24 protein-coding genes and 1 pseudogene are annotated in these 25,038 nt (G+C 71.4%); 22 read left to right on the plus strand and 3 right to left on the minus strand.

From position 1 onward, the window contains the following. A pseudogene (locus KBY19_RS08700) lies at nt 1-727 on the plus strand (serine/threonine protein kinase); the annotation flags it as partial. Between the two features lie 145 nt (nt 728-872). On the opposite strand, the gene KBY19_RS08705 reads toward KBY19_RS08700, so the two are convergent. Further along, complete coding sequence (locus KBY19_RS08705) at nt 873-1,682, minus strand: IclR family transcriptional regulator (protein WP_099885017.1); 810 nt, start codon at nt 1,680-1,682, stop codon at nt 873-875. 325 nt (nt 1,683-2,007) lie between these two features. On the opposite strand from KBY19_RS08705, the gene allB reads away from it, so the two are divergent. The 7 genes from allB to KBY19_RS08740 all read left to right on the plus strand — a co-directional run bounded on the left by allB (nt 2,008) and on the right by KBY19_RS08740 (nt 8,828). Next, nucleotides 2,008-3,351: an allantoinase AllB gene (gene allB, locus KBY19_RS08710; RefSeq protein ID WP_210965537.1), complete on the plus strand. Its 1,344-nt coding sequence runs from the start codon at nt 2,008-2,010 to the stop codon at nt 3,349-3,351. Continuing rightward, nucleotides 3,348-4,481 carry an allantoicase gene (gene alc, locus KBY19_RS08715; protein ID WP_099885018.1) on the plus strand — a complete coding sequence of 378 codons (1,134 nt, stop codon included), beginning with the start codon at nt 3,348-3,350 and terminating at the stop codon, nt 4,479-4,481. The genes allB and alc overlap by 4 nt, the downstream gene beginning before the upstream one ends. 144 nt (nt 4,482-4,625) lie before the next feature. Continuing rightward, nucleotides 4,626-5,057: a ribonuclease domain-containing protein gene (locus tag KBY19_RS08720; protein WP_210955708.1), complete on the plus strand. Its 432-nt coding sequence runs from the start codon at nt 4,626-4,628 to the stop codon at nt 5,055-5,057. Between the two features lie 252 nt (nt 5,058-5,309). Further along, nucleotides 5,310-6,239 (plus strand): sugar kinase, encoded by a 930-nt coding sequence (locus tag KBY19_RS08725; protein WP_099885019.1) that lies wholly within the window; start codon nt 5,310-5,312, stop codon nt 6,237-6,239. Nucleotides 6,240-6,319: 80 nt separating this feature from the next. Beyond that, nucleotides 6,320-6,973, plus strand: a complete 654-nt coding sequence (locus KBY19_RS08730; RefSeq protein ID WP_099885020.1) for a bifunctional 4-hydroxy-2-oxoglutarate aldolase/2-dehydro-3-deoxy-phosphogluconate aldolase — start codon at nt 6,320-6,322, stop codon at nt 6,971-6,973. Between the two features lie 63 nt (nt 6,974-7,036). Then, on the plus strand, nt 7,037-8,266 hold the full coding sequence (locus KBY19_RS08735; protein ID WP_099885021.1) for a cytochrome P450: 1,230 nt from the start codon (nt 7,037-7,039) through the stop codon (nt 8,264-8,266). Nucleotides 8,267-8,333: 67 nt separating this feature from the next. Continuing rightward, nucleotides 8,334-8,828, plus strand: a complete 495-nt coding sequence (locus KBY19_RS08740; RefSeq protein WP_099885022.1) for a GNAT family N-acetyltransferase — start codon at nt 8,334-8,336, stop codon at nt 8,826-8,828. A gap of 69 nt (nt 8,829-8,897) precedes the next feature. Here the strand turns inward: KBY19_RS08740 and KBY19_RS08745 are convergent, their stop codons facing one another. Beyond that, nucleotides 8,898-9,923 carry a Gfo/Idh/MocA family oxidoreductase gene (locus tag KBY19_RS08745; RefSeq protein ID WP_099885023.1) on the minus strand — a complete coding sequence of 342 codons (1,026 nt, stop codon included), beginning with the start codon at nt 9,921-9,923 and terminating at the stop codon, nt 8,898-8,900. A gap of 144 nt (nt 9,924-10,067) precedes the next feature. Between KBY19_RS08745 and KBY19_RS08750 the strand changes: the two genes are divergently transcribed. From KBY19_RS08750 to KBY19_RS08790, 9 genes are all read left to right on the plus strand, one after another. Continuing rightward, entirely contained in the window at nt 10,068-10,787 is a 720-nt protein-coding gene (locus KBY19_RS08750; protein WP_307843477.1) for a GntR family transcriptional regulator, read from the plus strand. Nucleotides 10,788-11,055: 268 nt separating this feature from the next. Beyond that, nucleotides 11,056-12,042 carry a sugar ABC transporter substrate-binding protein gene (locus KBY19_RS08755; protein WP_099885024.1) on the plus strand — a complete coding sequence of 329 codons (987 nt, stop codon included), beginning with the start codon at nt 11,056-11,058 and terminating at the stop codon, nt 12,040-12,042. After that, nucleotides 12,039-13,130 (plus strand): ABC transporter permease, encoded by a 1,092-nt coding sequence (locus KBY19_RS08760; protein ID WP_099885025.1) that lies wholly within the window; start codon nt 12,039-12,041, stop codon nt 13,128-13,130. Before KBY19_RS08755 ends, KBY19_RS08760 begins: the two co-directional genes overlap by 4 nt. After that, nucleotides 13,127-13,948, plus strand: coding sequence for an ATP-binding cassette domain-containing protein (locus KBY19_RS08765; RefSeq protein ID WP_247690767.1), 822 nt, complete (start codon nt 13,127-13,129; stop codon nt 13,946-13,948). Before KBY19_RS08760 ends, KBY19_RS08765 begins: the two co-directional genes overlap by 4 nt. Nucleotides 13,949-14,200: 252 nt before the next feature. After that, the gene (locus KBY19_RS08770; protein ID WP_099885026.1) at nt 14,201-15,295 is read left to right on the plus strand and encodes an ROK family glucokinase; all 1,095 of its coding nucleotides are present in this window, start codon (nt 14,201-14,203) and stop codon (nt 15,293-15,295) included. A 60-nt stretch (nt 15,296-15,355) separates the two neighbouring features. Beyond that, nucleotides 15,356-15,994 (plus strand): hypothetical protein, encoded by a 639-nt coding sequence (locus KBY19_RS08775; protein WP_247690768.1) that lies wholly within the window; start codon nt 15,356-15,358, stop codon nt 15,992-15,994. Between the two features lie 173 nt (nt 15,995-16,167). Beyond that, on the plus strand, nt 16,168-17,466 hold the full coding sequence (gene pcaC, locus KBY19_RS08780; RefSeq protein WP_185018410.1) for a 4-carboxymuconolactone decarboxylase: 1,299 nt from the start codon (nt 16,168-16,170) through the stop codon (nt 17,464-17,466). Then, nucleotides 17,456-18,133: an MBL fold metallo-hydrolase gene (locus KBY19_RS08785; RefSeq protein WP_099885027.1), complete on the plus strand. Its 678-nt coding sequence runs from the start codon at nt 17,456-17,458 to the stop codon at nt 18,131-18,133. Before pcaC ends, KBY19_RS08785 begins: the two co-directional genes overlap by 11 nt. Before the next feature lie 48 nt (nt 18,134-18,181). Beyond that, nucleotides 18,182-18,961: an exodeoxyribonuclease III gene (locus KBY19_RS08790; RefSeq protein WP_099885028.1), complete on the plus strand. Its 780-nt coding sequence runs from the start codon at nt 18,182-18,184 to the stop codon at nt 18,959-18,961. Between the two features lie 116 nt (nt 18,962-19,077). On the opposite strand, the gene KBY19_RS08795 is transcribed toward KBY19_RS08790, so the two are convergent. Beyond that, nucleotides 19,078-20,922, minus strand: coding sequence for an SGNH/GDSL hydrolase family protein (locus KBY19_RS08795; RefSeq protein ID WP_210965538.1), 1,845 nt, complete (start codon nt 20,920-20,922; stop codon nt 19,078-19,080). Between the two features lie 177 nt (nt 20,923-21,099). Here KBY19_RS08795 and KBY19_RS08800 point away from each other — a divergent pair, with 177 nt between their 5' ends. The 5 genes from KBY19_RS08800 (at nt 21,100) to KBY19_RS08820 (ending at nt 25,035) form a co-directional block, all read left to right on the plus strand. After that, complete coding sequence (locus KBY19_RS08800; protein ID WP_099886869.1) at nt 21,100-21,543, plus strand: DUF6278 family protein; 444 nt, start codon at nt 21,100-21,102, stop codon at nt 21,541-21,543. Between the two features lie 166 nt (nt 21,544-21,709). Beyond that, nucleotides 21,710-22,453, plus strand: coding sequence for an amino acid ABC transporter ATP-binding protein (locus KBY19_RS08805; RefSeq protein WP_282107048.1), 744 nt, complete (start codon nt 21,710-21,712; stop codon nt 22,451-22,453). An 81-nt stretch (nt 22,454-22,534) separates the two neighbouring features. Then, entirely contained in the window at nt 22,535-23,437 is a 903-nt protein-coding gene (locus KBY19_RS08810; protein WP_185019562.1) for a glutamate ABC transporter substrate-binding protein, read from the plus strand. A gap of 51 nt (nt 23,438-23,488) precedes the next feature. Then, complete coding sequence (locus KBY19_RS08815; protein WP_099885030.1) at nt 23,489-24,133, plus strand: amino acid ABC transporter permease; 645 nt, start codon at nt 23,489-23,491, stop codon at nt 24,131-24,133. Next, nucleotides 24,130-25,035, plus strand: a complete 906-nt coding sequence (locus KBY19_RS08820; protein WP_210965539.1) for an amino acid ABC transporter permease — start codon at nt 24,130-24,132, stop codon at nt 25,033-25,035. The genes KBY19_RS08815 and KBY19_RS08820 overlap by 4 nt, the downstream gene beginning before the upstream one ends. The last annotated feature ends 3 nt before the right edge of the window (nt 25,036-25,038 follow it).

Below are 25,038 nucleotides of genomic sequence, written 5' to 3' on the forward strand. Positions count from 1 at the left end.
GCCCACCATGGCCGCCCGGCCGGTGGGCCCACAGCACCCCGCGCCGCCGCCCGGCGGTCCGTACCCTCCGGCCGGTTACCTCCAGCCCCGCCCGCCGGGCCCGGTCGGCCCCTACCCACCGGTCCATTCCCGGCCGCTGCCGCCGCGCCGCAGATGGGACCGGGGCAAGACGATCGCGGCTGTGGTCGTCGGCGGGATGGTGCTCTTCTGGGGCGGCCTCTACGCGCTCGGATCGAGCGGGGAAGACGGCTCCGACGCGTCGTCCGGCGGCTCCTCGGCAGCCGGCAAGGGGGCGAAGGATCCGAATCCCGAGCCCGTGGCGTACAAGGGCATCAACCTGAGCGAGGGCTACTTCCTGGCCATGGCCGACGACCCCCTCAAGCCCCGCGACCTGGACGACTCCGACACCGCGACGCCCTCGGAACTGACGTACCTGGACACCACCATCGACGGCGCCGAGCTGTCCATCGACGAGCCCAACGGCAAGCTCGTCCTGCTGAACAACTCTCAGAAGGGCTCGCTCAAGACGTGCCGGGCCGAGACCCGGTTCACCGACTCGGTGAAGCTGAACCAGCTCTCGCCCGGCTCGCGGCTGTGCGTCCGGACGAGTTCCGGTCACCTCGCCCTCGTCACCTACCGGGGCCATGCCCCCGAGTCCGACCCGAGCAACTACGTCAAACTGGACGTCACGGTCTGGCGCAACGCGGTCGAGGCAACCGACGACTGAGCCGAGCGGCCCGCGCCCCGCCGGGGGCGCGGGGAGCTGCGCGACCAGGCACAGCGTGGCCGCGCTCCGTACGCCTTGAAGTACGCCTCGAACGGGGCGGCCCCGCAGCGGATCGGCGCAGGGCGGTCACGGGAGCGCCGGGAGCCTACTGGCCCCCCGCGGAGCTGGCCAGCGCGGCCGAGAGGTCGGCGGCGACCTCGTGCAGGAGGGGGACGAACTTGTCCGTGGCCGCGTCGGTGACGCGGCCGGCCGGGCCCGAGATGGAGATCGCCGCGGAGGTGGGGGAGTCCGGGACGGAGACGGCGATACAGCGCACTCCGATCTCCTGCTCGTTGTCGTCGGTGGCGTACCCGGCCTCGCGCACCTGCGCGAGCGCCTCCAGGAAGCCTTCCGGGGTGGTGATCGTCTTCTCGGTGGCGGCCGGCATGCCGGTCCGGCCGAGCAGCGCGCGGACCTGGTCGTCCGGGGTGTGGGCGAGCAGTACCTTGCCGACGCCCGTGGAGTGGGGCAGCACACGGCGGCCGACCTCGGTGAACATCCGCATCGAGTGGCGGGAGGGCACCTGCGCGACGTAGACGACCTCGTCGCCGTCGAGCAGCGCCATGTTCGCCGTCTCACCGGTCTCCTCGACCAGCCGGGCCAGATAGGGGCGGGCCCAGGTGCCCAGCAGCCGGGCGGCGCTCTCGCCGAGCCGGATCAGACGGGGGCCGAGTGCGTAGCGCCGGTTGGGCTGCTGGCGGACGTAACCGCAGGAGACGAGGGTGCGCATCAGCCGGTGGATGGTGGGCAGTGGCAGCCCGCTGGCGGCCGAGAGCTCGCTGAGCCCGACCTCGCCCCCGGCGTCGGCCATCCGCTCCAGCAGGTCGAAGGCCCGCTCGAGGGACTGGACCCCGCCGGACGCGGCAGGGGCCGTGGCAGCCTGGGGGGTGGTTGTGTGCTCTGCGGACGGCGGCACGTCGCGTTCCTTTCCTGGCCTGCGGTCAGGCGCATGGTATCGAGGGCGGCGGGCCGGGGGACCGGATCCCGCGAGTTCGCCCTACTCGTACACGCCTCAGCGCGGACGCCGGGTTCCTGCTGCGGCGCGCGCCTTGTGAGGCGCCGGTGTCGCGCCGATTTTCTTCTGTATGGCGAAAGCTTAGTTCCATTTTGTGGAGTTCTCCAGCGTCGAGCCCTTGACTGGCTCTCCCGGGCGCACGAGGATTCGTTGCAGCCGAACCTTTCAACAGAAAGTTGAAAGGCCTGATGGAGCTGGAAAGCTCGCAGTGCTGAAGGAGGCCGGTTTGTCCGACGTGCGGCTCGCCCTGCGCTCACGGCGCGTCCTCACCCCCGAGGGAGAGCGTCCGGCAACCGTCACGGTCGACGGCGAAGGCCGGATCGCGGCGGTACTGGCGTACGACGCCGAGGTGCCATCCGGGGCGGCGCTGGAGGACGTCGGCGAGGACGCGCTGCTGCCCGGCCTGGTCGACACCCACGTCCACGTCAACGATCCGGGCCGCGCCGAGTGGGAGGGCTTCTGGACGGCCACCCGCGCCGCGGCGGCGGGCGGTATCACCACGATCGTCGACATGCCGCTCAACTCCCTCCCGCCGACCACCACCGCCGACAACCTGCGGATCAAGCGCGAGGTCGCCGAGCCCAAGGCCCACGTCGACGTCGGTTTCTGGGGCGGTGCCGTACCCGGCAACGTCGCACAGCTGCGACCGCTGCACGAGGCGGGCGTCTTCGGTTTCAAGTGCTTCCTCTCGCCCTCCGGCGTGGACGAGTTCCCCGAACTCGACCGCGCACAACTGGCCGAGGCCATGGCCGAGATCGCCTCCTTCGACGGGCTGCTCATCGTGCACGCCGAGGACCCGGGCCGACTGGCCGCGGCGCCGCAGAAGCACGGCCCCGCCTACGCCGACTTCCTCGCCTCCCGCCCCCGTTCGGCCGAGAACGACGCCATAGCCCTGCTGGTGGAACTCGCCGCCCGCTACGGCACCCGCGTGCACGTGCTGCACCTCTCCTCCAGCGACGCGCTGCCCCAACTGGCCGAGGCCCGCGCCGAGGGGCTCCGCATCACCGCCGAGACCTGCCCGCACTTCCTCACCCTCACCGCCGAGGAAGTCCCCGACGGCGCCACCGAGTTCAAGTGCTGCCCGCCCATCCGGGAGAAGGAGAACCAGGACGCGCTGTGGCAGGGCCTGGCGGACGGCACCCTCGACTGCGTCGTCTCCGACCACTCGCCCTGCACCACCGACCTCAAGACCCCGGACTTCGGCACCGCATGGGGCGGCATCTCCTCCCTGCAACTCGGTCTGCCAGCCGTGTGGACCGAGGCCCGCCGCCGCGGGCTCGCCCTCACGGACGTCGCCCGCTGGATGTCCGAGGCGCCGGCGCGGCTGGCCGGCCTGCAGGGCAAAGGAGCCATCGCACCGGGCCGGGACGCGGACTTCGCGGTGCTCGCGCCCGAGGAGACCTTCACCGTGGACCCGGCCCGCCTCCACCACCGCAACCAGGTGACCGCCTACGCGGGCAAGACCCTGCACGGCGTCGTCCGCTCCGCGTGGCTGCGCGGCGAACGCGTCGCCGACCACGGGACCCCCACCGGAAAGACCGGACGACTCGTCGAAAGGAAGACCGCATGACAGCGGCGCAGCCCGCAGGCATACCCGGCTACACCGGAGACGCCGCGCCCTACCGGGGCGGCGACACCTACGCCGACTACCGTGCACCGGAGGCCGGGTTCCCCTTCGCCCACCTCCCCGATCTGGCCGACCGCAGGCTGGGCGCCACTGTCATCGCCGCCAACGACGAGTTCTTCGCCGAACGGGAGAACCTGCTCAACCCGGAGCGCGCCGAGTTCGACCCGCACGCCTTCCAGCACAAGGGCAAGGTCATGGACGGCTGGGAGACCCGCCGCCGCCGCGGGGTCTCGGACCAGGAGCCGCATCCGGGCGACGACGAGCACGACTGGGCGCTGGTCAAGCTCGGCGCCCCCGGTGTCGTCCGCGGTCTGGTCGTGGACACCGCGCACTTCCGCGGCAACTACCCGCCGGCCGTCTCCGTCGAGGCCACCTGCGTACCCGGAGCGCCGTCCCCCGAGGAACTGCTCGCCGACGACGTGAAGTGGACGACCCTGGTGCCCCGCACTCCCGTCGGCGGGCACGCGGCCAACGGCTTCACCGTCACCGAGGAGCGCCGCTTCACCCACCTGCGGCTGCGCCAGTACCCCGACGGCGGCATCGCCCGGCTGCGGGTGTACGGAGAAGTGGTGGCCGACCCCGAGTGGTTGACGGCACTGGGCACCTTCGACCTGGTGGCGCTGGAGAACGGCGGACTGGCCGAGGACGCCTCCGACCGCTTCTTCTCACCCCCGATCAACAGCATTCTGCCCGGGCGTTCGCAGAAGATGGACGAGGGCTGGGAGACCCGCCGCCGCCGCGACAAGGGCCATGACTGGGTCGGTTATGTCCTGGCCGGCCAGGGCCGCGTCCGCGCCGTCGAGGTCGACACCGCCTGCTTCCGTGGCAACGCGGCGGGCTGGGTGGGTCTGGTCGGCAAGGACGGCGAGACGGGCGAGTGGACCGAACTGCTGCCGCGTACCCGGCTCCAGTCCGACACGATCCACCGTTTCCTGCTGGACGACGCCCCGCCGGTCACCCACGTACGGATGAACATCTACCCGGACGGCGCGATCTCCCGCCTCCGCCTCCACGGCTGCCTGACGGAGGAGGGCAGCCGTCGACTGCGGGCCCGGTACGCGGAGTTGAGCTGACGGCACCGGCGGCGGAGGGGCGGCGCGCACAGCCCGCCGCCCCTCCGGAGCCATCGGCCGTCCTGTCGACCGGGGTGTGAACGCCCGGCAAAATTCAACGAGTTGGCATTGACACACCATCTACGCGCGTCACCATGGGGTGGCATGAGATTCCCCCCACGTCTTGGCCGTATCGGTGCCGTCGGAGCCCTCGCCGCCGCGATGTTCGTCGGCGCTCCCGCCCTCACCACCGCCCCCGCGTCCGCCGCCCCCACGGCGCAGTCCGTGGCCGCGGCACCGCAGATCACCGCCGTCGGCGACATCTGCGAGTCGAAGCTTCCGCCCGAGGCCCACGACACCCTCGACCTGATCGAGCAGGGCGGCCCCTACCCCTACCCCCAGGACGGCACCGTCTTCGAGAACCGCGAAGGCATCCTGCCCGACCAGAGCCAGGGCTACTACCACGAGTACACCGTCGAGACCCCGGGCTCCGACGACCGCGGAGCACGCCGCATCGTCACCGGGGAGAAGGAGCAGGAGGACTACTACACCGCCGACCACTACGAGTCCTTCGACCTGGTCGACTACACCTGCTGACCCACCCGGCGCCCCACCTGCCTCAAATTCCACACACGTACCGGAAACCGTCAGGCGGCCGTTGTCCTGTAATGGGACGACGGCCGCCGCTTTGCGGGTAACGTTCGGTCCTTGCCCAAGGTGTCCCGCCACCCGGGGGTGGCTTACCCGGCGTAAACGGGTAACGTTCCCCACAGAGAGTGATGCATGGGCGGTAGATATGGGGAGTTACCGGTGAGAAACGGCCCGGAGGCGGTTACCTGCGGTGAGGCCATGCTGTTGATGCTCGCCGAACCCGGCCTCCCACTGGAACGAGCGACGCACTTCCGGCGTTCCGTGGCAGGTGCCGAGTCCAACGTCGCGGCAGGGCTCGCCAGGCTGGGGCACTGGGCCCGCTGGATCGGCCGTGTCGGGGACGACCCGGCCGGCGAGGCCGTACTGCGGGAGCTGCGTGCCGACGGAGTCGACGTCTCCTGCGCCGAGATGGACCCCGAATCGCCGACCGGTCTGCTGCTGCGCGACAGCCACCCCGGGCGCGCCATCGATGTGCAGTACTACCGTGCCGGTTCGGCCGCCTCCCTGCTCAGCCCCGCCCAGATCACCCCCGAAGCCCTCGCCGGAGTACGGCTCGTCCACGTCACCGGCATCACACCGATGCTCTCCGAGGACGCCGAGCAGGCCACCTACGCCCTCATCGAAGGCGCCCGGCAGACCGGCGCCACCGTCTCCTTCGACCCCAACGTCCGCCGCAAGCTGGGCACCGACCACGAGTGGATACGCCGCGTCGGACCGCTGCTGCGCGAGGCCGATCTCGTCCTCGCCGGGGAGGACGAGATCGAACTGCTGCTGGGCGCGGGCCCCGACGAAGGCGCCAAGGCGCTGCTGACGCTCGGCCGCGCGGGCACCGTCGTCATCAAGCACCGGGACCACACCGCGGTCGCCCACACCGCCGAAGGCCAGTGGCGACAGCCGCCCTTCGAGGTGCCGGTCGTCGACCCGGTGGGCGCGGGAGACGCGTTCGCGGCCGGCTGGCTCTCGGCCCGGCTGCGCGGCCTCGACCACCAGCGGGCCCTGGCCGAGGCCGCCTGTGTGGCGGCGCTCGTCGTCCAGGCGCCCGGCGACACCGACGGGCTGCCCACCGCCGCCTCGCGCGACCGGGCGCTGGAGGCGTTCCTGAGCGGCACCGACCCGGTGCACCGCTGAGCGCACCACCCGCCCCGTCCGGTCCGGTACGGCGAGGGCCCGGCCGACATCCGACTGATCAAGAGAGGCGGCGAACTGCCGTGTACCGCTGGGAGATCACCAGAGCCGCGCTGGAACAGCGCGTCATCGCCATCGTCCGCGCGGACAGCTACGAAAAGGCCACCGCGACGGCCGACATCCTGCTCGGCGCGGGTGTCACCAGCCTGGAGATCTCGCTGACCACCCCCTACGCGCTGGATGCGATCAGCACCCTGCGCCGGGAGACCGGCGACGACTCGGTGATCGGCGCGGGCACCGTGCTGGACAGCGCCTCGGCCCGCCTGGCCGTCGACGCCGGCGCCCGCTACCTGGTCTCACCCAGCCTCGACGAGGAGGTCATACGCACCGGGCACCGCTACGGCGTGCCCGTCTTCCCCGGGGTCGCCACCCCCACCGAGATGGTGCGGGCGCTGGAGCTGGGCGCCGACGGGCTCAAACTCTTCCCCGCGTCCCTGCACGGCCCCGGCTGGCTGCGGGACGTCACCGCCGCGCTGCCGCAGGCACCCGTGCTGCCCACCGGCGGCGTCACCGTCGACACGGCACCCGAGTGGATCGCGGCCGGTGCCGTCGCCTGCGGCATGGGCTCCGCGCTCACCGAGGGGGACGACCGGGAGACGGTCGCCAAGCGGGTCACCGAACTGCTCCAGCGCCTGGAGGACGCGGCGCCCGGCAAGAGCAAGGGCACCTCCGACTGAGCCGGGAGCACTGGCCGAAAACGCACCGATGAAGTTCCCAAGAGCGGCTCCTACGCTCGCCGTATGGCTGACCAGAGCGTGCTGGAACCGGTGCCGGACACCGACGGCGTCGTCGACCTCGCGGCGCTGGGGGACGATTTCGTCCGCGATCCCTACCCCGCCTACGCCGCACTGCGCAGACGCGGCCCCGTCCACCGCGTCCGCACCCCCGAGGGGGCGCTGGCCTGGCTGGTGGTCGGCCACGACGTGGCGCGGGCGGCCCTCAACGACGAACGCCTCTCCAAGAGCTGGGCCAACGCGGGGCCGGACGCCGGAACCCTGGCGATCGCGCCCGGCACCCATATGCTCACCAGCGACCCGCCCGACCACACCCGGCTGCGCAAGCTCCTCGCCAAGGAGTTCACCCCGCGCCATGTCGCCGCACTGGAACCGCGCATCCGGGAGCTGACCGGCGAACTGCTGGACGCCATGCTGGCCCGCCCCGACGGGCGGGCCGACCTGGTCGCCTCGCTGGCCTTCCCGCTCCCGATCGCCGTCATCTGCGAGCTGCTGGGCGTGCCCGACCTGGACCGGGAACGCTTCAAGGAGTGGTCCGACCATGTGCTGGGCGCGGCGCCCGAGGAGGAGAAGTCGGCCTCGGTACAGGCGCTGGGCGACTACTTGACCCGGCTGCTGGAGCGGCAGCGCACCCAGCCGGGAAACGAACTGCTGAGCACGCTCATCCGCACGAGCGACGAGGACGGCGACCGGCTGTCCACCGATGAACTGCTCGGCACGGCCTGGCTGCTGCTGGTCGCCGGGTACGAGACGACGGTCGGGCTCATCGCCAACGGCACCCTCGCGCTGCTGCGCCACCCCGACCAGCTCGCCGCGCTGCGCGCCGACCCGGCGCTGATCCCGGGAGCCGTGGAGGAGATGCTGCGCTACGACGGCCCCGTCGAGGTGTCGACCTACCGCTTCACCCTCGAACCCGTCGAGATCGGCGGCACGCTGATACCCGGGGACGGCCAGCTCGTGCTGCCCGTACTGGCCGACGCCGACCGCGACCCGGCCCGCTTCCCGGACAGCGACCGCTTCGACATCCGCCGCGAGGCACGCGGGCACCTCGCCTTCGGCCACGGCATCCACTTCTGCCTGGGCGCCCCGCTGGCCCGCCTGGAGGCCCGGGTCGCCTTCGAGCAGCTGCTGGAGCGTACGGCCTGGCTGGAGCTGGACGCCCACCCCGCCGCCCTGGAGTGGCGGAAGGGCACGGTGCTGCGTGGGGTGACGAGCCTGCCGGTGCGCTTCGGGTGACCGGCCGGTCGGGTAACGAGTCGTGAAGCACGGACGGCGGTCCCGGCCGGGCTCGTAGGCTACCGGCATGCGGATCAGTCAGTGCCGGGAAGAAGATCTAGAGCTGCTCGACCAGCACATGCCGTTCCGCGGGGCGGCCTCGCACCACGGGGCCCGCTACGCGCGGCAGCAGGAGGGCCGCGCCACCTTCCTCGTCGCCTGGCGGGATCGGCGTCCGGTCGGCAGCTGCGAGGTCCGCTGGGAGGGGTGCGCGGCGCCCGAAGTGCGGGCAGCGCACCCCGGCTGTCCGGAGGTCAACGGGCTCGGCGTGTGGCCGGAGACGCTGCGCTCGCTGGGCGTCGGCACCGCCCTCATCCACGAGGCCGAGCGCCTCGCCACCGGGCGGGGCTGCCAGGTCATCGGTCTCGGCGTGGAGAAGAACAATCCGCGCGCCAGCGCGCTCTACAGCCGCCTCGGCTACCGCGCCTCCCTGCCGTACCTGGACTGCTGGAGTTACCAGGACGGGGCCGGGGTGGCCCACCGGGTGGCCGACGCCTGCGTGTTCATGGTCAAGCCGCTGTAGGGCAGTACCTCCAGGCCACCCGCGCCCGCCGCTCCCGCGCCCGGTGGCCCGAGCCGGGACCGGCGCGGTTCAGTCGGTGGGCACGGGTGCGGCCGCGGTGTCCAGGGTGGCCACCTCCACGGGGGTGCCCGTCGCGCGCGACAACTCGCAGGCCTCCGCCGTCAGCAGAGCGGCGAGGGCCTCCCGGCCGTCGCAGGGGTTGGGGATCTCACCGCGCAGGGCGCGCACGAAGGCGGCGACCTCCGCCTCGTAGGCGGGGCCGAAGCGGTCGAGGAAGCCGGGCCAGGGCTTGTCCGGCGCCCATGTGGCGGTCGGCTCCAGCGAGGTGAGGGGGGTGCGCGCGTCCAGCCCGACGGCGAACTGGTCCAGCTCGCCGGCGAGTTCCATCCGCACGTCGTAGCCGGCTCCGTTCATCCGGGTGGCGGTGGCCGTGCACAGGGTGCCGTCGTCCAGGGTGAGGAGTGCGGCGGCGGTGTCGACGTCGCCCGCGTCGCGGAACATCGCCCCTCCCGCGTCGGAGCCGGTCGCGTAGACGGAGACGACCTCGCGCCCGGTCACCCACCGGATGGCGTCGAAGTCGTGGACGAGGCAGTCCCGGTAGAGCCCGCCCGAGTGCGGCAGGTACTCGGCTGGCGGCGGCGCCGGGTCCGAGGTCAGCGCCCGTACGGTGTGCAGCCGTCCCAGCCGTCCGGCGCGCACCGCCTCCCGCGCCGCCGTGTATCCGGCGTCGAAGCGCCGCATGAAGCCGATCTGCAGCAGGGTGCCGGCGGCCTCCACCTCCGCGAGCGCCTCCCGGGTGCCCGCCAGATCGAGTGCGATCGGCTTCTCGCAGAAGGTGGGCAGCCCCCGCTGTGCCGCCGCTCGGATCAGCTCGGCGTGGGAGGCGGTGGCCGAGGCGATGACGACGGCGTGGATGTCCAGCGAGAACAGCTCGGCGACGCTGGGCACCGAGGTGGCGTCGAGAGCGGCGGCGACCTCGACGGCGCGCATCGCGTCCGCGTCCGTGACCACCAGTTCGGTCACCTCCGGGTGCGCGCTGAGCGTGCGGGCGTGCAGGGTTCCGATCCGGCCGGTGCCGATGAGTCCGATGCGCATGGCCCTACGCTGGCGCGTCCCACTCGGCGCTGTCAACGTTTTGTCTTTTCGTCCTGACAATCGAATGTACGGTTCCCGGTGGAACGGAAGAGCACTACGCTCCCCTCCGTGGCCAAGAATGATCCGGTGGACCTGCAGCTCAGTGTGGACCGTGCCAGTCCCGTACCGCTCTACTTCCAGCTCTCCCAGCAGTTGGAGAGCGCCATCGAGCGCGGCAAGCTGGCACCGGGGAGCCTGCTGGGCAACGAGATCGAACTGGCGGGCCGCCTCGGGCTGTCCCGCCCCACCGTCCGGCAGGCCATCCAGTCCCTCGTCGACAAGGGGCTGCTGGTGCGCCGCCGGGGCATCGGCACGCAGGTCGTGCACAGCCAGGTCAAGCGGCCCATGGAGCTGAGCAGCCTCTACGACGACCTGGAGGCGGCCGGTCAGCGCCCGGCCACCCAGGTGCTGCGGCACACCGTGCAGGAGGCGACGGCGCAGGTCGCCGCCGCGCTGGCGGTGCCCGAGGGCACCGAGGTGCGGCTGGTGGAGCGGCTGCGGCTGGCGCACGGTGAGCCCATGGCCCATATGCGCAACCATCTGCCGGCGGACCTGCTCGCTCCCGGCGAGGCCGAGCTGGAGACGACGGGGCTTTACCGGCTGATGCGCGGAGCGGGTGTGACGCTGCACTCCGCCCGGCAGACCGTGGGCGCCCGGATCGCCGACGCGGCCGAGGCCCAGCTGCTGGGGGAGGACGAGGGGGCGCCGCTGCTGACGATGCAGCGCACGACGTACGACGACACCGGGCGGGCCGTCGAGTACGGCTCCCACCTCTACCGTGCGTCCCGCTACTCCTTCGACTTCCAGTTGCTGGTACGTCCCTGAAGCGCTGCCGAGAGTTGCCGAGAGGTGTGCTGTGAGTGTGAGAGAGCCTGGCGCCGACCCCGTTGACGGTCACCCTCCCCGCCGCTACAAATCCGGGGCAGGCCGGGCGGGGGCGGACCCGTCGGACGGTTTCCGGCCACCGTGGCGGATACTTGTGCGAAGATCCAGGGCGGTTCCCGACCGTATCCGTACCGAGAGAGCAGAAGTGGTGGCCAGCGTGCAGAGGTCCCGGCGAAGGTCCCGTACGTCCCGCAGATCCATACGCGCGATGGGGGCCGCGGTGGCGGCGACGGTCATCGCGGTGGGCGCGCTCGCCGGGTGCAGCAGCACCGGCGGCAAGCGGGCGGAGGAGGCGCGCGAGAAGGCGGCCTCCGGCAAGGCCAACGTCACCACCCCGCGCTGGAAGTTCGCCATGGTCACCCACTCCGGCGACGGCGACACCTACTGGGACATCGTGCAGAGCGGCGCCAAGCAGGCCGCCGCCAAGGACAACATCGAGTTCCTCTACTCGCACGACAAGGAAGCCGGCAAGCAGGCGCAGCTCGTCCAGACGGCGATCGACAAGAAGGTGGACGGCCTGATCGTCACCCTGGCCAAGCCGGACGCCATGAAGCGGGTGGTGAAGAAAGCTGTCAAGGCGGGCATTCCGGTCATCACCATCAACTCCGGCCAGGACGTCTCGCAGGACTTCGGCGCCCTGGCCCACATCGGCCAGGACGAAGGGCTGGCGGGCGAGGCCGTCGGTCGCGAGCTGAACGAGCGGGGCAAGAAGAAGGCCATCTGCCTCATCCACGAGCAGGGCAACGTCGGCCACGAGCAGCGCTGCGACGGCATCGGGAAGACCTTCGACGGCAAGGTCAAGAACCTGTACGTGGACGGCACCAACATGCCGGGCGTGCAGTCGTCGGTGGAGGCCAAGCTCCAGTCCGACAAGAAGGTCGACGCCGTCGTCACGCTGGGCGCGCCCTTCGCGGCCACCGCGGCGCAGGCCAAGAAGAACGCCGGGAGCAAGGCCGAGATCGACACCTTCGACCTCAACGACAAGGTCGCCGCCGGGCTCAAGGACGGCACGATCGGCTTCGCCGTCGACCAGCAGCCCTATATGCAGGGGTACGAGGCCGTCGACCTGCTGTGGCTCTACCGCTACAACGCCGACATGCTCGGCGGCGGCAAGCCGGTGCTCACCGGGCCGCAGATCCTCACCAAGAAGGACGCGGGCAAGCTGGAGAAGCTCACCAAGCGGGGCACCCGATGACGGTCACGACCCAGCCGAGCGGCCCGGACGGATCCACGGAGCCCGCGAACTCCTCCCCTCGGCCGCCCGCGTCCGACGAACGCCTGGTGCACCGCTCGCTGCCGGTGCGACTGCTGCGGCGCCCTGAGCTGGGCGCCGTGGTGGGCGCCGTCGCGCTGTTCATCTTCTTCGCACTGGTCGCCGACAGCTTCCTGCGCCCCTCCAGTCTCTCCACCGTCCTCTACTTCTCCTCCACCCTGGGGATCATGGCGGTGCCGGTGGCGCTGCTGATGATCGGCGGAGAGTTCGACCTGTCGACCGGTGTGATGGTGACGTCCTCCGCACTGGCCTCGTCGATGTTCAGCTATCAGATGACGGCCAACACCTGGGTGGGTGTCGGGGTGTCGCTGCTGGTCACGCTGGCCATCGGGTTCTTCAACGGCTTCATGCTCACCCGTACGAAACTGCCCAGTTTCATCATCACGCTGGGTACCTTCCTGATGCTGACGGGCCTCAACCTCGGGCTGACGAAGCTGATCAGCGGCACCGTCACCACCAAGAGCATCAGCGACATGGAGGGTTTCGACTCGGCCAAAGCCGTCTTCGCCTCCACCCTCACCATCGGCAGCGTGAACCTGCAGATCACGATCGTGTGGTGGCTGGCGCTGGTGGCCGTGGCCACCTGGATCCTGCTGCGCACCAATGTCGGCAACTGGATCTTCGCCGTCGGCGGCGGTGTCGAAGCGGCCCGCGCGGTCGGCGTCCCGGTCGCCCGCACCAAGATCGGCCTGTATCTGGGTGTCGCCTTCGCCGCCTGGGTCTCCGGCCAGCACCTGCTGTTCAACTACGACACCGTCCAGTCCGGCGAGGGCGTCGGCAACGAGCTGATCTACATCGCCGCGGCCGTGATCGGCGGCTGTCTGCTGACCGGCGGCTACGGCTCCGCCGTCGGCGCCGCCGTCGGCGCCCTGATCTTCGGCATGGCCAACAAGGGCATCATCTACGCGCAGTGGGACCCGGACTGGTTCAAGTTCTTCCTCGGCGCGATGCTGCTGCTCGCCACGCTGCTGAACGCGTGGATCCGGAAGCGGGCGGAGGCGACCCGATGAACGCGACCGACGACATGAACGCGGCCGAAGACCCGCAGCCGCACGACGACGCCCCGCTCGTCGAGCTGGCCGGCGTCAGCAAGTTCTACGGCAACATCCGCGCGCTGGAGGACATCTCGCTGCGGGTGCACCCCGGCGAGATCACCTGTGTGCTCGGTGACAACGGTGCGGGCAAGTCCACCCTGATCAAGATCATCTCAGGGCTGCACCAGCACGACGGCGGGACCTTCGGCATCCAGGGCGAGGAGACCCGGCTGGCCTCCCCGCGCGAGGCGCTGGACCGCGGCATCGCCACCGTCTACCAGGACCTGGCCGTCGTCCCGCTCATGCCCGTGTGGCGCAACTTCTTCCTCGGCTCCGAGCCGACCGTCGGCCGGGGACCGCTGCGCCGCCTCGACGTCCAGCGGATGCGGCGCACCACGCACAGCGAGCTGCTGCGCATGGGGATCGATCTGCGCGACGTCGACCAGCCGATCGGCACCCTCTCGGGCGGTGAGCGGCAGTCGGTGGCCATCGCGCGCGCCGTGCACTTCGGGGCGAAGGTCCTGGTGCTGGACGAGCCGACCGCCGCGCTCGGCGTCAAGCAGAGCGGCGTCGTGCTCAAGTACGTCGCCGCGGCCCGGGACGCCGGGCTGGGCGTGGTGCTGATCACCCACAACCCGCACCACGCCTACCTGGTCGGGGACCGCTTCGTCCTGCTCAAGCGGGGTGCCATGGCCGGCGCCTACGAGAAGGACGAGCTGGAGCTCGAAGAGCTCGTGCGGCAGATGGCCGGAGGCAGCGAGCTGGAGGAGCTCAGCCACGAGCTGCGGCGCTGAACCGGGCCCACCGGACGGGAGGGGCCGGGCAGCTCTGCTCGGCCCCGCGTCGGGCCCCTCGGTGCCGCCGTACGCAGGGGCCCGATCTCCAGGGTGGAGCCTCCGGGCGCACGGTGGACGGCGTACGGTTGATCCCTGGCAGAATCGGGCGCGCCCCTAGGACCCCTCCCAGAGAGACGACCACTCTTGAACGCGGACAGCTTCCAGCGAGCAGACAGGGTCTACCGACGGCGGACGGGCCCCAGCCCCAGCGTGCTGAGGACCGTCAGCACCCGTGAGCGGCGCTCACACCTGTCGGCACCCCGCGTTCCCACCGTCGGTATCGACATCGGCGGCACCAAGGTCATGGCGGGTGTCGTCGACGCGGACGGGACGATCCTGGAGAAGGTCCGCGCCGAGACGCCCGAGAAGTCCAAGAGCCCGAAGGTCGTCGAGGACACCATCGCCGAGCTGGTGCTCGACCTGTCCGACCGGCACGATGTGCACGCCGTCGGCATCGGCGCCGCGGGCTGGATCGACGCGGACCGCTCGCGGGTGCTCTTCGCCCCGCACCTGGCCTGGCGGGACGAGCCCCTCAAGGACGCGCTCACCGCCCGGCTGGCCGTCCCGGTGATGGTCGACAACGACGCCAACACCGCCGCCTGGGGCGAGTGGCGGTTCGGCGCGGGACGCGGCGAGGACCACCTGGTGATGATCACGCTGGGCACGGGCATCGGCGGCGCCATCCTGGAGGACGGCCGGGTCAAGCGCGGCAAGTACGGAGTGGCCGGGGAGTTCGGCCATATGCAGGTGGTGCCCGGTGGCCACCGCTGCCCGTGCGGCAACAGAGGGTGCTGGGAGCAGTACAGCTCGGGGAACGCGCTGGTACGGGAGGCCCGCGAGCTGGCGGCTGCCGAGTCGCCCGTCGCCTACGGCATCATCGACCGGGTGGGCGGCCAGGTCGGTGACATCACCGGGCCGCTCATCACGGAGCTCGCCCGCTCCGGTGACGCCATGTGCACGGAGCTGTTCCACGAGGTCGGCTCCTGGCTCGGGGTGGGGCTCGCCAACCTCGCCGCGGCGCTGGACCCCTCCTGCTTCGTCGTCGGCGGCGGGGTCAGCGCGGCCGACGAACTGCTGATCGACCCCGCCAGAGAGGCGTTCCGGCGCCAGCTGACGGGGCGCGGCTACCGCCCCGAGGCCCGTATCGTGAAGGCACAACTGGGGCCCGAGGCCGGTATGGTCGGTGCCGCGGACCTCGCCCGGCTGGTGGCCCGCCGCTTCCGGCGCGCCAACCGCCGCCGGCTGGAGCGCTACGAGCGCTACGAGCGGGCGGCGGACAATCTGCGCCGGGCCGTCGGCCAGTGAGCAGGGCCCGGACGGCCGCCCCGACCACAATCCACCACACCCTCTGAGACGCCCAGCGCCATGCCGCACACGGACCACAGCTCCCCTTCCCACGAGCCCGAAGAGCCCGACGGGCCCGAGAGCGCTTCACCGGCCCCCGCCGGATACCCGGCCGCCCGCCCGCAGGCCGGGGAGCGCCCCCCGCACCGGCCCCGGCACCGCATCGTCGTACTGGCGATCGTGGTGCTGCTCATCGCGCTGCCGAGCGGTTACCTGGTGCAGTCCGCGTTCCAGAGCCGCGCCAGCGGCAAGGACAAGGAGCGCGCCGCAGCCGCCACGAACCTCACCTACGCGCGGCCTCCCAGGGTCAGCCAGCGCATCTACGACATCCCGGTCCCGCCCGCGGCGACCCGGGTGGCCTTCTACGAGGCGAACGCATGGCAGAAGGGCACGATGTGGGTGCAGTTCCGCACCAGCCCCAAGCGGCTCAAGGAGTTCTTCGCCGACATCGGCAGCAGCGGGTCGCAGCTGACGAAGGGCGAGGTCGCCATCAGCGACAAGAAGGCCACTCGGGTCGGCTGGCGCTTCGACGAGCCCAAGAGCCACTACCGCAGCATCCGCATCGAGCAGCCCAGGAGCGAGCCCGATCTGGCGATCACTGTGGATATGACATACAAGAGCAGGCCCCGTGTCTACGTGGTCTCCACCACCGAGTTCTGAGTTCCGCACATTTTCTCCACCCCCCGCGCACGCCGCCGCCGCAAGCCCTTTCGGCCGGTCGCTGCGGGCGCCCCCGCGCGGTGCGGCCCGCGCACCGCTCGATAGCGTGAACGCGTGAGTAACGGCCGCCCATCCCCCACCCTGTCCCGAACGCCTGCCCGAGGTGAAGCACGGTGACCCCCGCCCAGACGCTCCAGCACCGGACCGACGGACCCGACAACGCGCCCGTACTCGTTCTCGGCCCCGCCCTCGGCACCACCTGGCACATGTGGGACCGGCAGATCCCCGAGCTGACCCGCAACTGGCGCGTGCTGCGGTTCGACCTGCCCGGCCACGGCGGTTCCCCCGCCTACTCCGCCGACTCGGCCGACGCCTACGCCGAGCGGCTGCTGGCCACCCTCGACCGGCTGGGCATCGAGCGGTTCGGCTACGCGGGCTGCTCCCTCGGCGGCGCCATCGGCATCCAGCTCGCGCTGCGGGCCCCGCAGCGCGTCACCTCGCTCGCGCTGATCTCCTCCTCGCCCCGCTTCGCCACCCCCGACAGCTGGCGGCAGCGCGGGGTCGTCATCCGTACCAACGGACTCGACCCGATCGCCCGCACCACCCCCGAGCGCTGGTTCACGCCCGGCTTCGCCGCCGCGCAGCCCGCCATCGTCGAATGGGCGGTGCAGATGGTGCGCACCACCGATCCGGGCTGCTACATCGCCGCCTGCGAGGCGCTGGCCTCCTTCGACGTCAAGGACTCGCTGGACCGGATAGGGGTCGGCACGCTGGTCGTCGCCGGCGCCGAGGACCAGGTCACCCCGCCCGCCGAGGCCCGCGCGCTGGTCGCCGGTATCCCGGACGCGCGGCTGGCCATCGTGCCCGGCGCCTCCCATCTGACGCCGGTCGAGCAGCCGGGCGCGGTCACCGATCTGCTCATCCGGCACTTCACCACCACCTGGCAGGAGTCGGCCGCCGGACCCCCGGCTCCGGCCCCCGTGATCAGCCCCGTGCCGCCGCAGGCCTCCGCCGTCGCCGAGCTGGAGTCCGGCGACCGGGCCGCGCTGCGCACCGACGCCTACGACGCGGGCATGAAGGTACGTCGCGAGGTGCTCGGTGACGCCCACGTCGACCGCTCCTTGGAGGCGACCGACGACTTCACCGAGGACTTCCAGAACTTCATCACCCGGTACGCCTGGGGCGAGGTGTGGACCCGCACCGGCATCGACCGGCGCACCCGCTCGGTGATCTCCCTGACGGCGCTGGTGGCCGGGGGCCACCACGAAGAGCTGGCCTTCCATGTCCGCGCCGCACTGCGCAACGGGCTGACCCCCGCCGAGATCAAGGAAGTGCTGCTCCAGACCGCCGTCTACTGCGGGGTGCCCGCCGCCAACTCGGCCTTCGCCGTCGCCCAGCGCGTGATCCGGGAGGAGACCACTCCGGAGGACCGCAAGGAGGCCGAAGAGGAGAATGAGCCCCATGGGAACTGACGCGAACGACACCCCGCTGAAGCTCACCAAGAAGGGGCACTCCTGCGTCCGCCTGGAGAAGGGCGGCCGCACGCTCGTCATCGACCCCGGCGGCTTCAGCGAGCAGGAGTCCGCCCTGGGCGCGGACGCCCTGCTGGTCACGCACGAGCACCCCGACCACTTCGACGAGCTGCGATTGCGCGCCGCGATGGAGGCCAACCCCGAGGCCCGGATCTGGACGCTGCGCAGCGTCGCAGAGCAGATCTCCGGCGCCTTCCCCGGCCGCGTCCACACCGTCGGCCACGGTGACACGTTCGAGGCGGCGGGCTTCGAGGTCGAGGTGCACGGCGAGCTGCACGCCGTCATCCACCCCGACATCCCCCGGATCACCAACATCGGGTTCGTCGTCGACGGTCTGGTCTTCCACCCCGGTGACGCCCTCACCGTCCCCGAGCGCCCCGTCAAGACGCTGCTGCTGCCGATGCACGCCCCGTGGAACAAGTTCTCCGAGGTCCTGGACTATGTGCGCGCCGTCAGCCCGGCGCAGGTCTACGACATCCACGACGGTCTGCTCAACGACAACGGGCTCGGCGTGCTGAACCGGATGCTGGGTGAGGGCGGTCCCGGAACGGGTGGCGCCGCTCACGACCACCTCCGGTCGGGGGAGGGTGTCCGACTGGCGCGGTAGCCTGCATGCTCCCGGGGGAAGACCCCCGTGACCCCCGACGGAGTCTGCATGCGTATTGCCACCTGGAACGTCAACTCGATAACGGCCCGGCTGCCCCGCCTGACACAGTGGCTGGAGTCCGCACAGCCCGATGTGCTCTGTCTGCAGGAGCTGAAGGTGTCCGACGACGCCTTCCCGCAGCAGGAGCTGCGCGCGCTCGGCTACGAGTCGGTCGTCAGCGCGCAAGGCCGCTGGAACGGTGTCGCCGTCCTCTCCCGCGTGGGCATCGAGGATCCGGCGCTCAGCCTGCCCGGCGCGCCCGAGTGGGAGGGTGTCGTCGAGGCCCGCGCCGCGGCCGCCACCTGCGGCGGGGTGCGGGTGTGGTCCCTGTATGTGCCCAACGGGCGCGAGGTGGGGCACCCGCACTACGAGTACAAGCTGGAGTGGCTGGCCGCCCTGCGGGACGCCGCGGAGAAGTTCGCCTCGGCCGCGACGCCGTTCGCCGTCCTCGGCGACTTCAACATCGCGCCGACCGACCGGGATGTGCACGACATCGCGCAGTTCTCGGACTCCACCCATGTGACGGCCCGCGAGCGGGAAGCGCTGGCCGCGCTGGAGGCGGCGGGGGTCTCGGACGTCCACCCCCGCCCGCTCAAGTACGACGTGCCGTTCACCTACTGGGACTACCGGCAGCTGTGTTTCCCGAAGAACCGCGGTATGCGGATCGACCTCGTCTACGGGAACGAGGCCTTCACGACCGCCGTCTCCGACGCCTATGTGGACCGTGAGGAACGCAAGGGCAAGGGCGCCTCGGACCACGCCCCGGTCGTCGTCGACCTGGAGCTGTGAGCCGGTCGCCGTCCCGGCCGCCCGCCCCTCGAAGGGCGTGCGGCCGGGACGGGCGGCGCGGGCCCGACGGCCGGCACGCGGGCCGGGGGGGCACCGCCTGCCGGCCACCGGCGGGCTCAGCCGGTGAGCAGCCGCAGATCGATCGATTCCCCGAGGGCCCGCAACCCGGCGTCGCCGGGGTGCAGATGATCCCCTGAGTCGTACTTCGGCAGCATCCGCGCGGGGTGCGAGGGGTCCCGTACCACCTTGTCGAAGTCCAGTACGGCGTCGAAGTGCCCGCCGTTCTCCCGTACGAACGCGTTCACCTTCGTACGCTTGGCGTCGACCTGCGCCGTGCAGTCGTGGTAGCCCTCGCACGGCGTGATCGTCGCCACGACGACGCGCAGCCCACGCTCCTTCGCCCGCGCGGCGATGGCCTTCATCCCGGCGATGACCTCCTCGGCCGAGGCGCCCCACCGCACGTCGTTGATGCCCTCGAAGAGCACCACCGTCTTGGCGTTGGTCTGGGCGAGGACGTCCCTCTCCAGCCGATGCTGGGCGCTCACCCCCGCCGTGTCGGTGCTGATGCCGTCGCCGGGGTAGCGGTCGGTGACGATGCGGTTGGCGGAGATCCCGTGGTTGAGGACGCCGAGCCTGGGCACGTCGCTCTGGGCCAGCAGCCGGCCGGCCAGCACGTCGGGCCAGCGCCTGTTGGCGCCCTGGGTGGAGCGGACGCCGTCGGTGATGGAGTCGCCGAGCGCGACGACCGAGCCGGGTCCGCCCCGGACGTCGACGCCGGTCAGGAACGGCCACATCGTCAGGGAGCGGGTGAAGGAGCCGCCGTCGGCCTCGCCGGTGCGGTCACCGCTGCCGCCCTCGCTCAGATACGACTTCTGCAGCGCCTTGCTGTGCACGGGCGCGGCGGGCACGGGGTCGGGCAGATGGATGCTCACCAGCAGATTGGTGTCGGAGGGTACGTCGAAGCCCACCGGGTCGCTGACGGCCCTGGCCCCCGCGGGGATGCGGGTTCCGGCGTGCCCGCCGTCGAAGGTGAGCGGCTTCGGGCTGCGGTGCGCCGTGGCGCCGTCCTTCTGTACGGCGATGGAGGCGTGGCCGATGCGGACGGGCTCGGCGGCGAAGGTGTTCTCCAGCCGGATCCGGGCCCGCGGCCCGCCTGCGGAGGTGTGCACCACCAGCCGGAGCGTCTGGTCCCGCCACTGCCCGGTGCCGGTGTAACCGCCGGTGCTGGCGGACCAGCTGCCGGTCCAGCCGGCGCTCCCGGGGCGTACGGAGATGTCGAAGACATGCAGGTCGGCGTCGGCGCCCGGATCGCGGGGCAGCGTGACGGAGCTGACCTGGCGGCCGCGTTCGAGGGGCACGGTGACCGCGTAGAGCCGCGCCTTCTCGTCGAGCTGCCCACCGTGCCGGGTGTTGAGGTGGGGGAGGGCGACGGCCTTGGTGGCGAGCGGGCCGCCGCGCCAGTCGCCCGCGGTGAGGGTGTAGGCGCTGCGGGAGCCGTCCCGGTAGCGCACGGTGCCCTTGCCGCTCACGGCGTCGGCCGCGCCGTGCGGCGAGGTGGCGGCGACCAGGAAGGAGAGGGCGTCGCCGCGTCCGCCGACGCGGACCCGCTGGCCGTCGGCGCGTACGTTGTCGGGGCGGCCGGGAGCCCGGTCGGGCCAGCGCAGCTGTGCCGCGTCCAGATCGAGCCGGGTTCCGGGGGCCCAGCCGGCGGCCTTGAGGTCCTGTGCCGACAGGGAGCGGCCCGCGCCGTCGAAGTCGGCGGCGCCGGGGTCGGCATCGTCGCTGACGGCGCGGTTGTCGTAGAGGCGTTCCAGGGGGAGGGCCCGATCGGCGGGGGCGGTCGGTTGTGCGGTCGGCTGCCTGCGGTCCTGCGCGGTGGCGGTCGCCACCAGGGTCGGTGTCGTCGCGGATACGGCGGCCACCAGGACGGTGAGGGATCTGATCCAGGTACGTCTGCGCACGTGATGCCCTCTCGTGGGACTCCAACGGCCTTGAGTGCACCCCGGATTCCACCGGGGCGGGGTGAAATTAGGGAGGCTCTGATGCGGCGTCAAGGTGTCCGGCAGCCCAAGCTGGGCGGCTTGTTCACACAGCGCGCCTATGGTGTCCGGGGGCGTGCGAATGCCACGCTGATGCGCATGCACTTCCCCTTTCTGGACAACTGGCGCAAGCCCCACCCGGATGCCGAGGGGGTGGCGGCATCGACCGGCCGGCTGTCGGACGACCCGGAGAGCGCGGCGCAGCTTCTCTCCGAGTGCGAACTTTTGCGTGAGCAGGCGCGAGGGGCCGGTGTCGAACTGGACGACTCCGTCGAGTCCTTGGCCGCGCTGGACCAGCTGCTGCCGCACTGGCGCGAGGACCCGGAGGTCACCCCCTGGCTCGGCACGGACGCCGGGCTCTATCTGGGGACCGTGATGGTGCGCACGGTGCCCGGCGCCCGATGGGTGCTCTCCTCGGGCGGCCAGCCGGTGGTGCGGTTGCCGTCCGGGCGGGAGGCGGACGTGCTGGAGGAGGGCGGCGCCTGGGCGGAGACGGGTTCCCCCGAGCTGTCCCAGGCGTACGCGGAGGTCAGCGAGGGCTGACGTACCCGTCCGGCGGCCCCGCCCGGCGGCTCCGGCGGGCGTGCGTGAGGGACGTGCTCCGTCGATGTACTCCGTCCGGTGCGTCCCCTCGCTGCGTGTCATCCAGGTAGTGCCCCATTCGGCCCGATAGTTTCCACATCCTATGGAATCGTCGCCTATGGAAGCCCTGCCTGCGGAACCGCTGATCGAGCTGCGTGGAGTCAACAAGCACTACGGCACGCTGCATGTGCTCCGGGACATCGATCTGACCGTGGGCCGCGGCGAGGTCGTCGTCGTCATCGGACCCTCGGGTTCCGGGAAGTCGACGCTGTGCCGCACCATCAACCGGCTGGAGACGGTCGGGTCCGGCACCATCACCCTGGCGGGCCGGCCCCTTCCGGCGGAGGGCCGCGAGCTGGCGCGGCTGCGTACCGGAGTCGGCATGGTCTTCCAGTCCTTCAACCTCTTCGCGCACAAGACCGTGCTGGCGAACGTGGCGCTCGCGCCCATGAAGGTGCGCGGCAAGAAGAAGGACGAGGCCCATGCACAGGCCCGTGAACTGCTGCGCAGGGTCGGCCTCGTCGAACACGCGCACAAGTATCCGGCGCAGCTCTCCGGCGGTCAGCAGCAGCGGGTGGCCATCGCGCGCGCCCTGGCCATGGATCCGCAGGCACTGCTGTTCGACGAGCCGACCTCCGCGCTGGACCCGGAGATGATCAGCGAGGTGCTGGAGGTCATGCAGCAGCTGGCCCGGGACGGTATGACGATGGTCGTCGTCACCCACGAGATGGGGTTCGCCCGCTCGGCGGCCAACCGTGTGGTGTTCATGGCCGACGGCCGGATCGTCGAGGACCGCTCTCCGGAGGAGTTCTTCACCGCGCCGCGCAGCGAGCGCGCCAAGGACTTCCTCTCCAAGATCCTCAAGCACTGAGAGGGGACGGTCGTGCGTACGCCTACTTCGCCCAGCCGCACCGCCCCCTCGGGCACCGGCAGCTCAGCCGGTGGCCTCGGCGTGCTCGGCCGCGGCCTGGTCGCCGCCGTCCTGCTGGCCGCCACCGCCGCCTGCGGGGCCTCCGGCAGCCCTCCGGCGCGCGGGCCGCAGCCCGAGCAGCTGCCGCACTACGACGTCGCCGAGGACTTCTCCCTGCCCTCCTCGCCCACCTGGAAGAGCGCCCACCGGCGCGGAGAGGTGACGGTCGGCGTCAAGGAGGACCAGCCCGGCATGGGCGAGAAGAACCCGGCCACCGGCGAGTACACCGGCTTCGACGTGGAGATCGCCAAGATGATGGCCGCCTCGCTCGGCTTTGATCCGGACAAGCAGATCGAGTACAAGGCCATCGCCTCCGCCAACCGGGAAACCGCGCTGCAGAACGGCCAGATCGACTACTACGTCGGCACCTACACCATCAACGAGGGCCGCAAGAAGCTGGTCGGCTTCGCCGGGCCGTACTACATCGCAGGGCAGCGGCTGCTGGTGCGCCGGGACGAGAAGCAGCTCAAGGGGCCGCAGGACATGGCGGGCAGGAAGATCTGTTCCGCCGTGGGCTCCACCCCGCTCCAGCGCATCCAGGCGGACTACCCGCGTGCCGTGGCCGTCGCCTACGACAGCTACGCCATCTGCGTCGACAACCTCCTCAACCACCAGGTCGACGCGGTCACCACGGACGACACCATCCTGCTGGGCTACGCGGCCAAGGACCCCGAGCGCCTCAAGGTCGTCGGCAAGGCGTTCTCCGAGGAGCCGTACGGCATCGGAGTGCCCCGCCAGGACCGGGCCCTGGCCAGGGCGCTGGACAAGGCCCTCGTCGCTCGCGAGCGCAGCGGCGACTGGAAGCGGGCCTACGACGCCACCCTCGGCCTCTCCGGCCGCCCGGCCCCCGAGCCGCCCCGCGTCGACCCCGCGCTGACGCGCTGACGCGCCGATGAGCTGCCGAGCTGCCGAGCTGAGAGGAAAGCGAACGGCTCCATGGACGTACTGACAGAGAACTTCTCCCTCTACGGCGAGGGCTTCTGGGGGACGGTGAAGCTCACCGTCTACTCCTCCCTGCTGGCGCTCGCGGTGGGCGTGCTGATGGCGGGGTGCCGGGTGGCGCCGGTGCGGGCCCTGCGCGTGGTGGGCACCACATGGGTCACGGTGCTGCGCAACACCCCGCTGACCCTGCTGTTCTTCGCGATGCTGCTGGGACTGCCCCGCTTCGGTGTCGCGCTGCCGTTCGAGCTGTTCGCGGTGCTGGCGCTGGGCTGCTACACCTCCTCGTTCATCTGCGAGGCGGTCCGCTCCGGCATCAACACCGTGCCGGTCGGCCAGGGCGAGGCGGCCCGCAGTCTGGGGATGACCTTCGGTCAGACGCTGGGCGCCGTGGTGCTGCCCCAGGCGTTCCGCAGCGTCATCGCACCGATCGGCTCCACCTTGATCGCGCTGGCGAAGAACTCCGCGATCGCCGGCTCCTTCAGCGTCGTCGAGCTGCTGAGCACCTACAAGACGCTCAGCGAGAACGGCTACAGCGTCGTGTGGAGCTTCGTGTGGATCGCGGTCGGCTATCTGATCCTGACTTTGGCGATCAGCGCCCTCTTCCACGCCATGGAGCGGCGCTGGGGGGTGGCCCGATGAGCAGTCTCGGCCCCAGCCCGAAGCGCGCGCCGCGCGCCGCCCAGGAGGCGTCCTCGGCGCTCTACGACATCCCCGGGCCCAAGGCGCGTGCCCGGCACCTGGGCTACGGCATCGCCGCGAGCCTCGCGCTGGCCGCGCTGGTCGCCTGGGTGATTTATCTCCTTGTCGATACCGGCCAGTTCTCGTACGTCAAATGGCGGCCGTTCGGCTACGTGGGTATCCAGGAGCTCCTGCTGCGCGGCCTCGGCAACACGTTGAAGGCGTTCGCCCTCGCCGCCGTACTGGCCCTCGCCCTGGGCGCCGTCCTGGCGGCCGGGCGGCTGTCCGAGCACCGGCCGGTGCGGTGGGTCAGCACGGTGCTGGTGGAGTTCTTCCGGGCCATGCCCGTACTGGTCATGATCTTCTTCGTCTTCGTGGCCCTGGAGGTCCAGCCGCTGCCCGCGCTGGTGACCGGGCTGACGCTCTACAACGGCTCCGTCCTCGCGGAGGTCTTCCGCTCCGGGGTGCTCTCCGTCGACCGCGGCCAACGGGAGGCCGCCTACGCGCTCGGCATGCGCAAGACCCAGGTCATGACGTACGTACTGGTGCCACAGGCGGTGCGGGCCATGCTGCCGACGATCATCAGCCAGCTCGTCGTCGCCCTGAAGGACACCTCGCTCGGCTTCCTGATCACCTATGAGGAGTTCCTGCACGCGGGGCGGCTGATCGCCATCAACATGGACTACACCATGCCGTTCATCCCCGTCGTGATCGTCGTCTCGGCCATCTACATCGGGCTGTGCATGCTGCTGTCGTGGTTCGCCAACTGGGTCGCTCGCCGCGAGCGCGGCAACATCAAGAACGAGGCCGTCTCCGTGGGCCCGCCCGAGGCGGCTCCCACCATGCCCGGCGCCCACCCGTGAGCG

Origin of the sequence: Streptomyces sp. B15 (assembly GCF_018070605.1) — a bacterium.
Taxonomy (GTDB): domain Bacteria; phylum Actinomycetota; class Actinomycetes; order Streptomycetales; family Streptomycetaceae; genus Streptomyces; species Streptomyces smyrnaeus.

Coding starts and splice junctions, on each gene's coding strand:
- KBY19_RS08800 (WP_099886869.1), top strand. CDS start 21,100: ATGCACTTCCCCTTTCTGGACAACTGGCGCAAGCCCCACCCGGATGCC.
- KBY19_RS08755 (WP_099885024.1), top strand. CDS start 11,056: ATGGGGGCCGCGGTGGCGGCGACGGTCATCGCGGTGGGCGCGCTCGCC.
- KBY19_RS08785 (WP_099885027.1), top strand. CDS start 17,456: ATGGGAACTGACGCGAACGACACCCCGCTGAAGCTCACCAAGAAGGGG.
- KBY19_RS08775 (WP_247690768.1), top strand. CDS start 15,356: ATGCCGCACACGGACCACAGCTCCCCTTCCCACGAGCCCGAAGAGCCC.
- KBY19_RS08790 (WP_099885028.1), top strand. CDS start 18,182: ATGCGTATTGCCACCTGGAACGTCAACTCGATAACGGCCCGGCTGCCC.
- KBY19_RS08725 (WP_099885019.1), top strand. CDS start 5,310: ATGCTGTTGATGCTCGCCGAACCCGGCCTCCCACTGGAACGAGCGACG.
- alc (WP_099885018.1), top strand. CDS start 3,348: ATGACAGCGGCGCAGCCCGCAGGCATACCCGGCTACACCGGAGACGCC.
- KBY19_RS08820 (WP_210965539.1), top strand. CDS start 24,130: ATGAGCAGTCTCGGCCCCAGCCCGAAGCGCGCGCCGCGCGCCGCCCAG.
- KBY19_RS08745 (WP_099885023.1), bottom strand. CDS start 9,923: ATGCGCATCGGACTCATCGGCACCGGCCGGATCGGAACCCTGCACGCC.
- KBY19_RS08765 (WP_247690767.1), top strand. CDS start 13,127: ATGAACGCGACCGACGACATGAACGCGGCCGAAGACCCGCAGCCGCAC.
- KBY19_RS08815 (WP_099885030.1), top strand. CDS start 23,489: ATGGACGTACTGACAGAGAACTTCTCCCTCTACGGCGAGGGCTTCTGG.
- KBY19_RS08740 (WP_099885022.1), top strand. CDS start 8,334: ATGCGGATCAGTCAGTGCCGGGAAGAAGATCTAGAGCTGCTCGACCAG.
- KBY19_RS08760 (WP_099885025.1), top strand. CDS start 12,039: ATGACGGTCACGACCCAGCCGAGCGGCCCGGACGGATCCACGGAGCCC.
- KBY19_RS08720 (WP_210955708.1), top strand. CDS start 4,626: ATGAGATTCCCCCCACGTCTTGGCCGTATCGGTGCCGTCGGAGCCCTC.
- KBY19_RS08735 (WP_099885021.1), top strand. CDS start 7,037: ATGGCTGACCAGAGCGTGCTGGAACCGGTGCCGGACACCGACGGCGTC.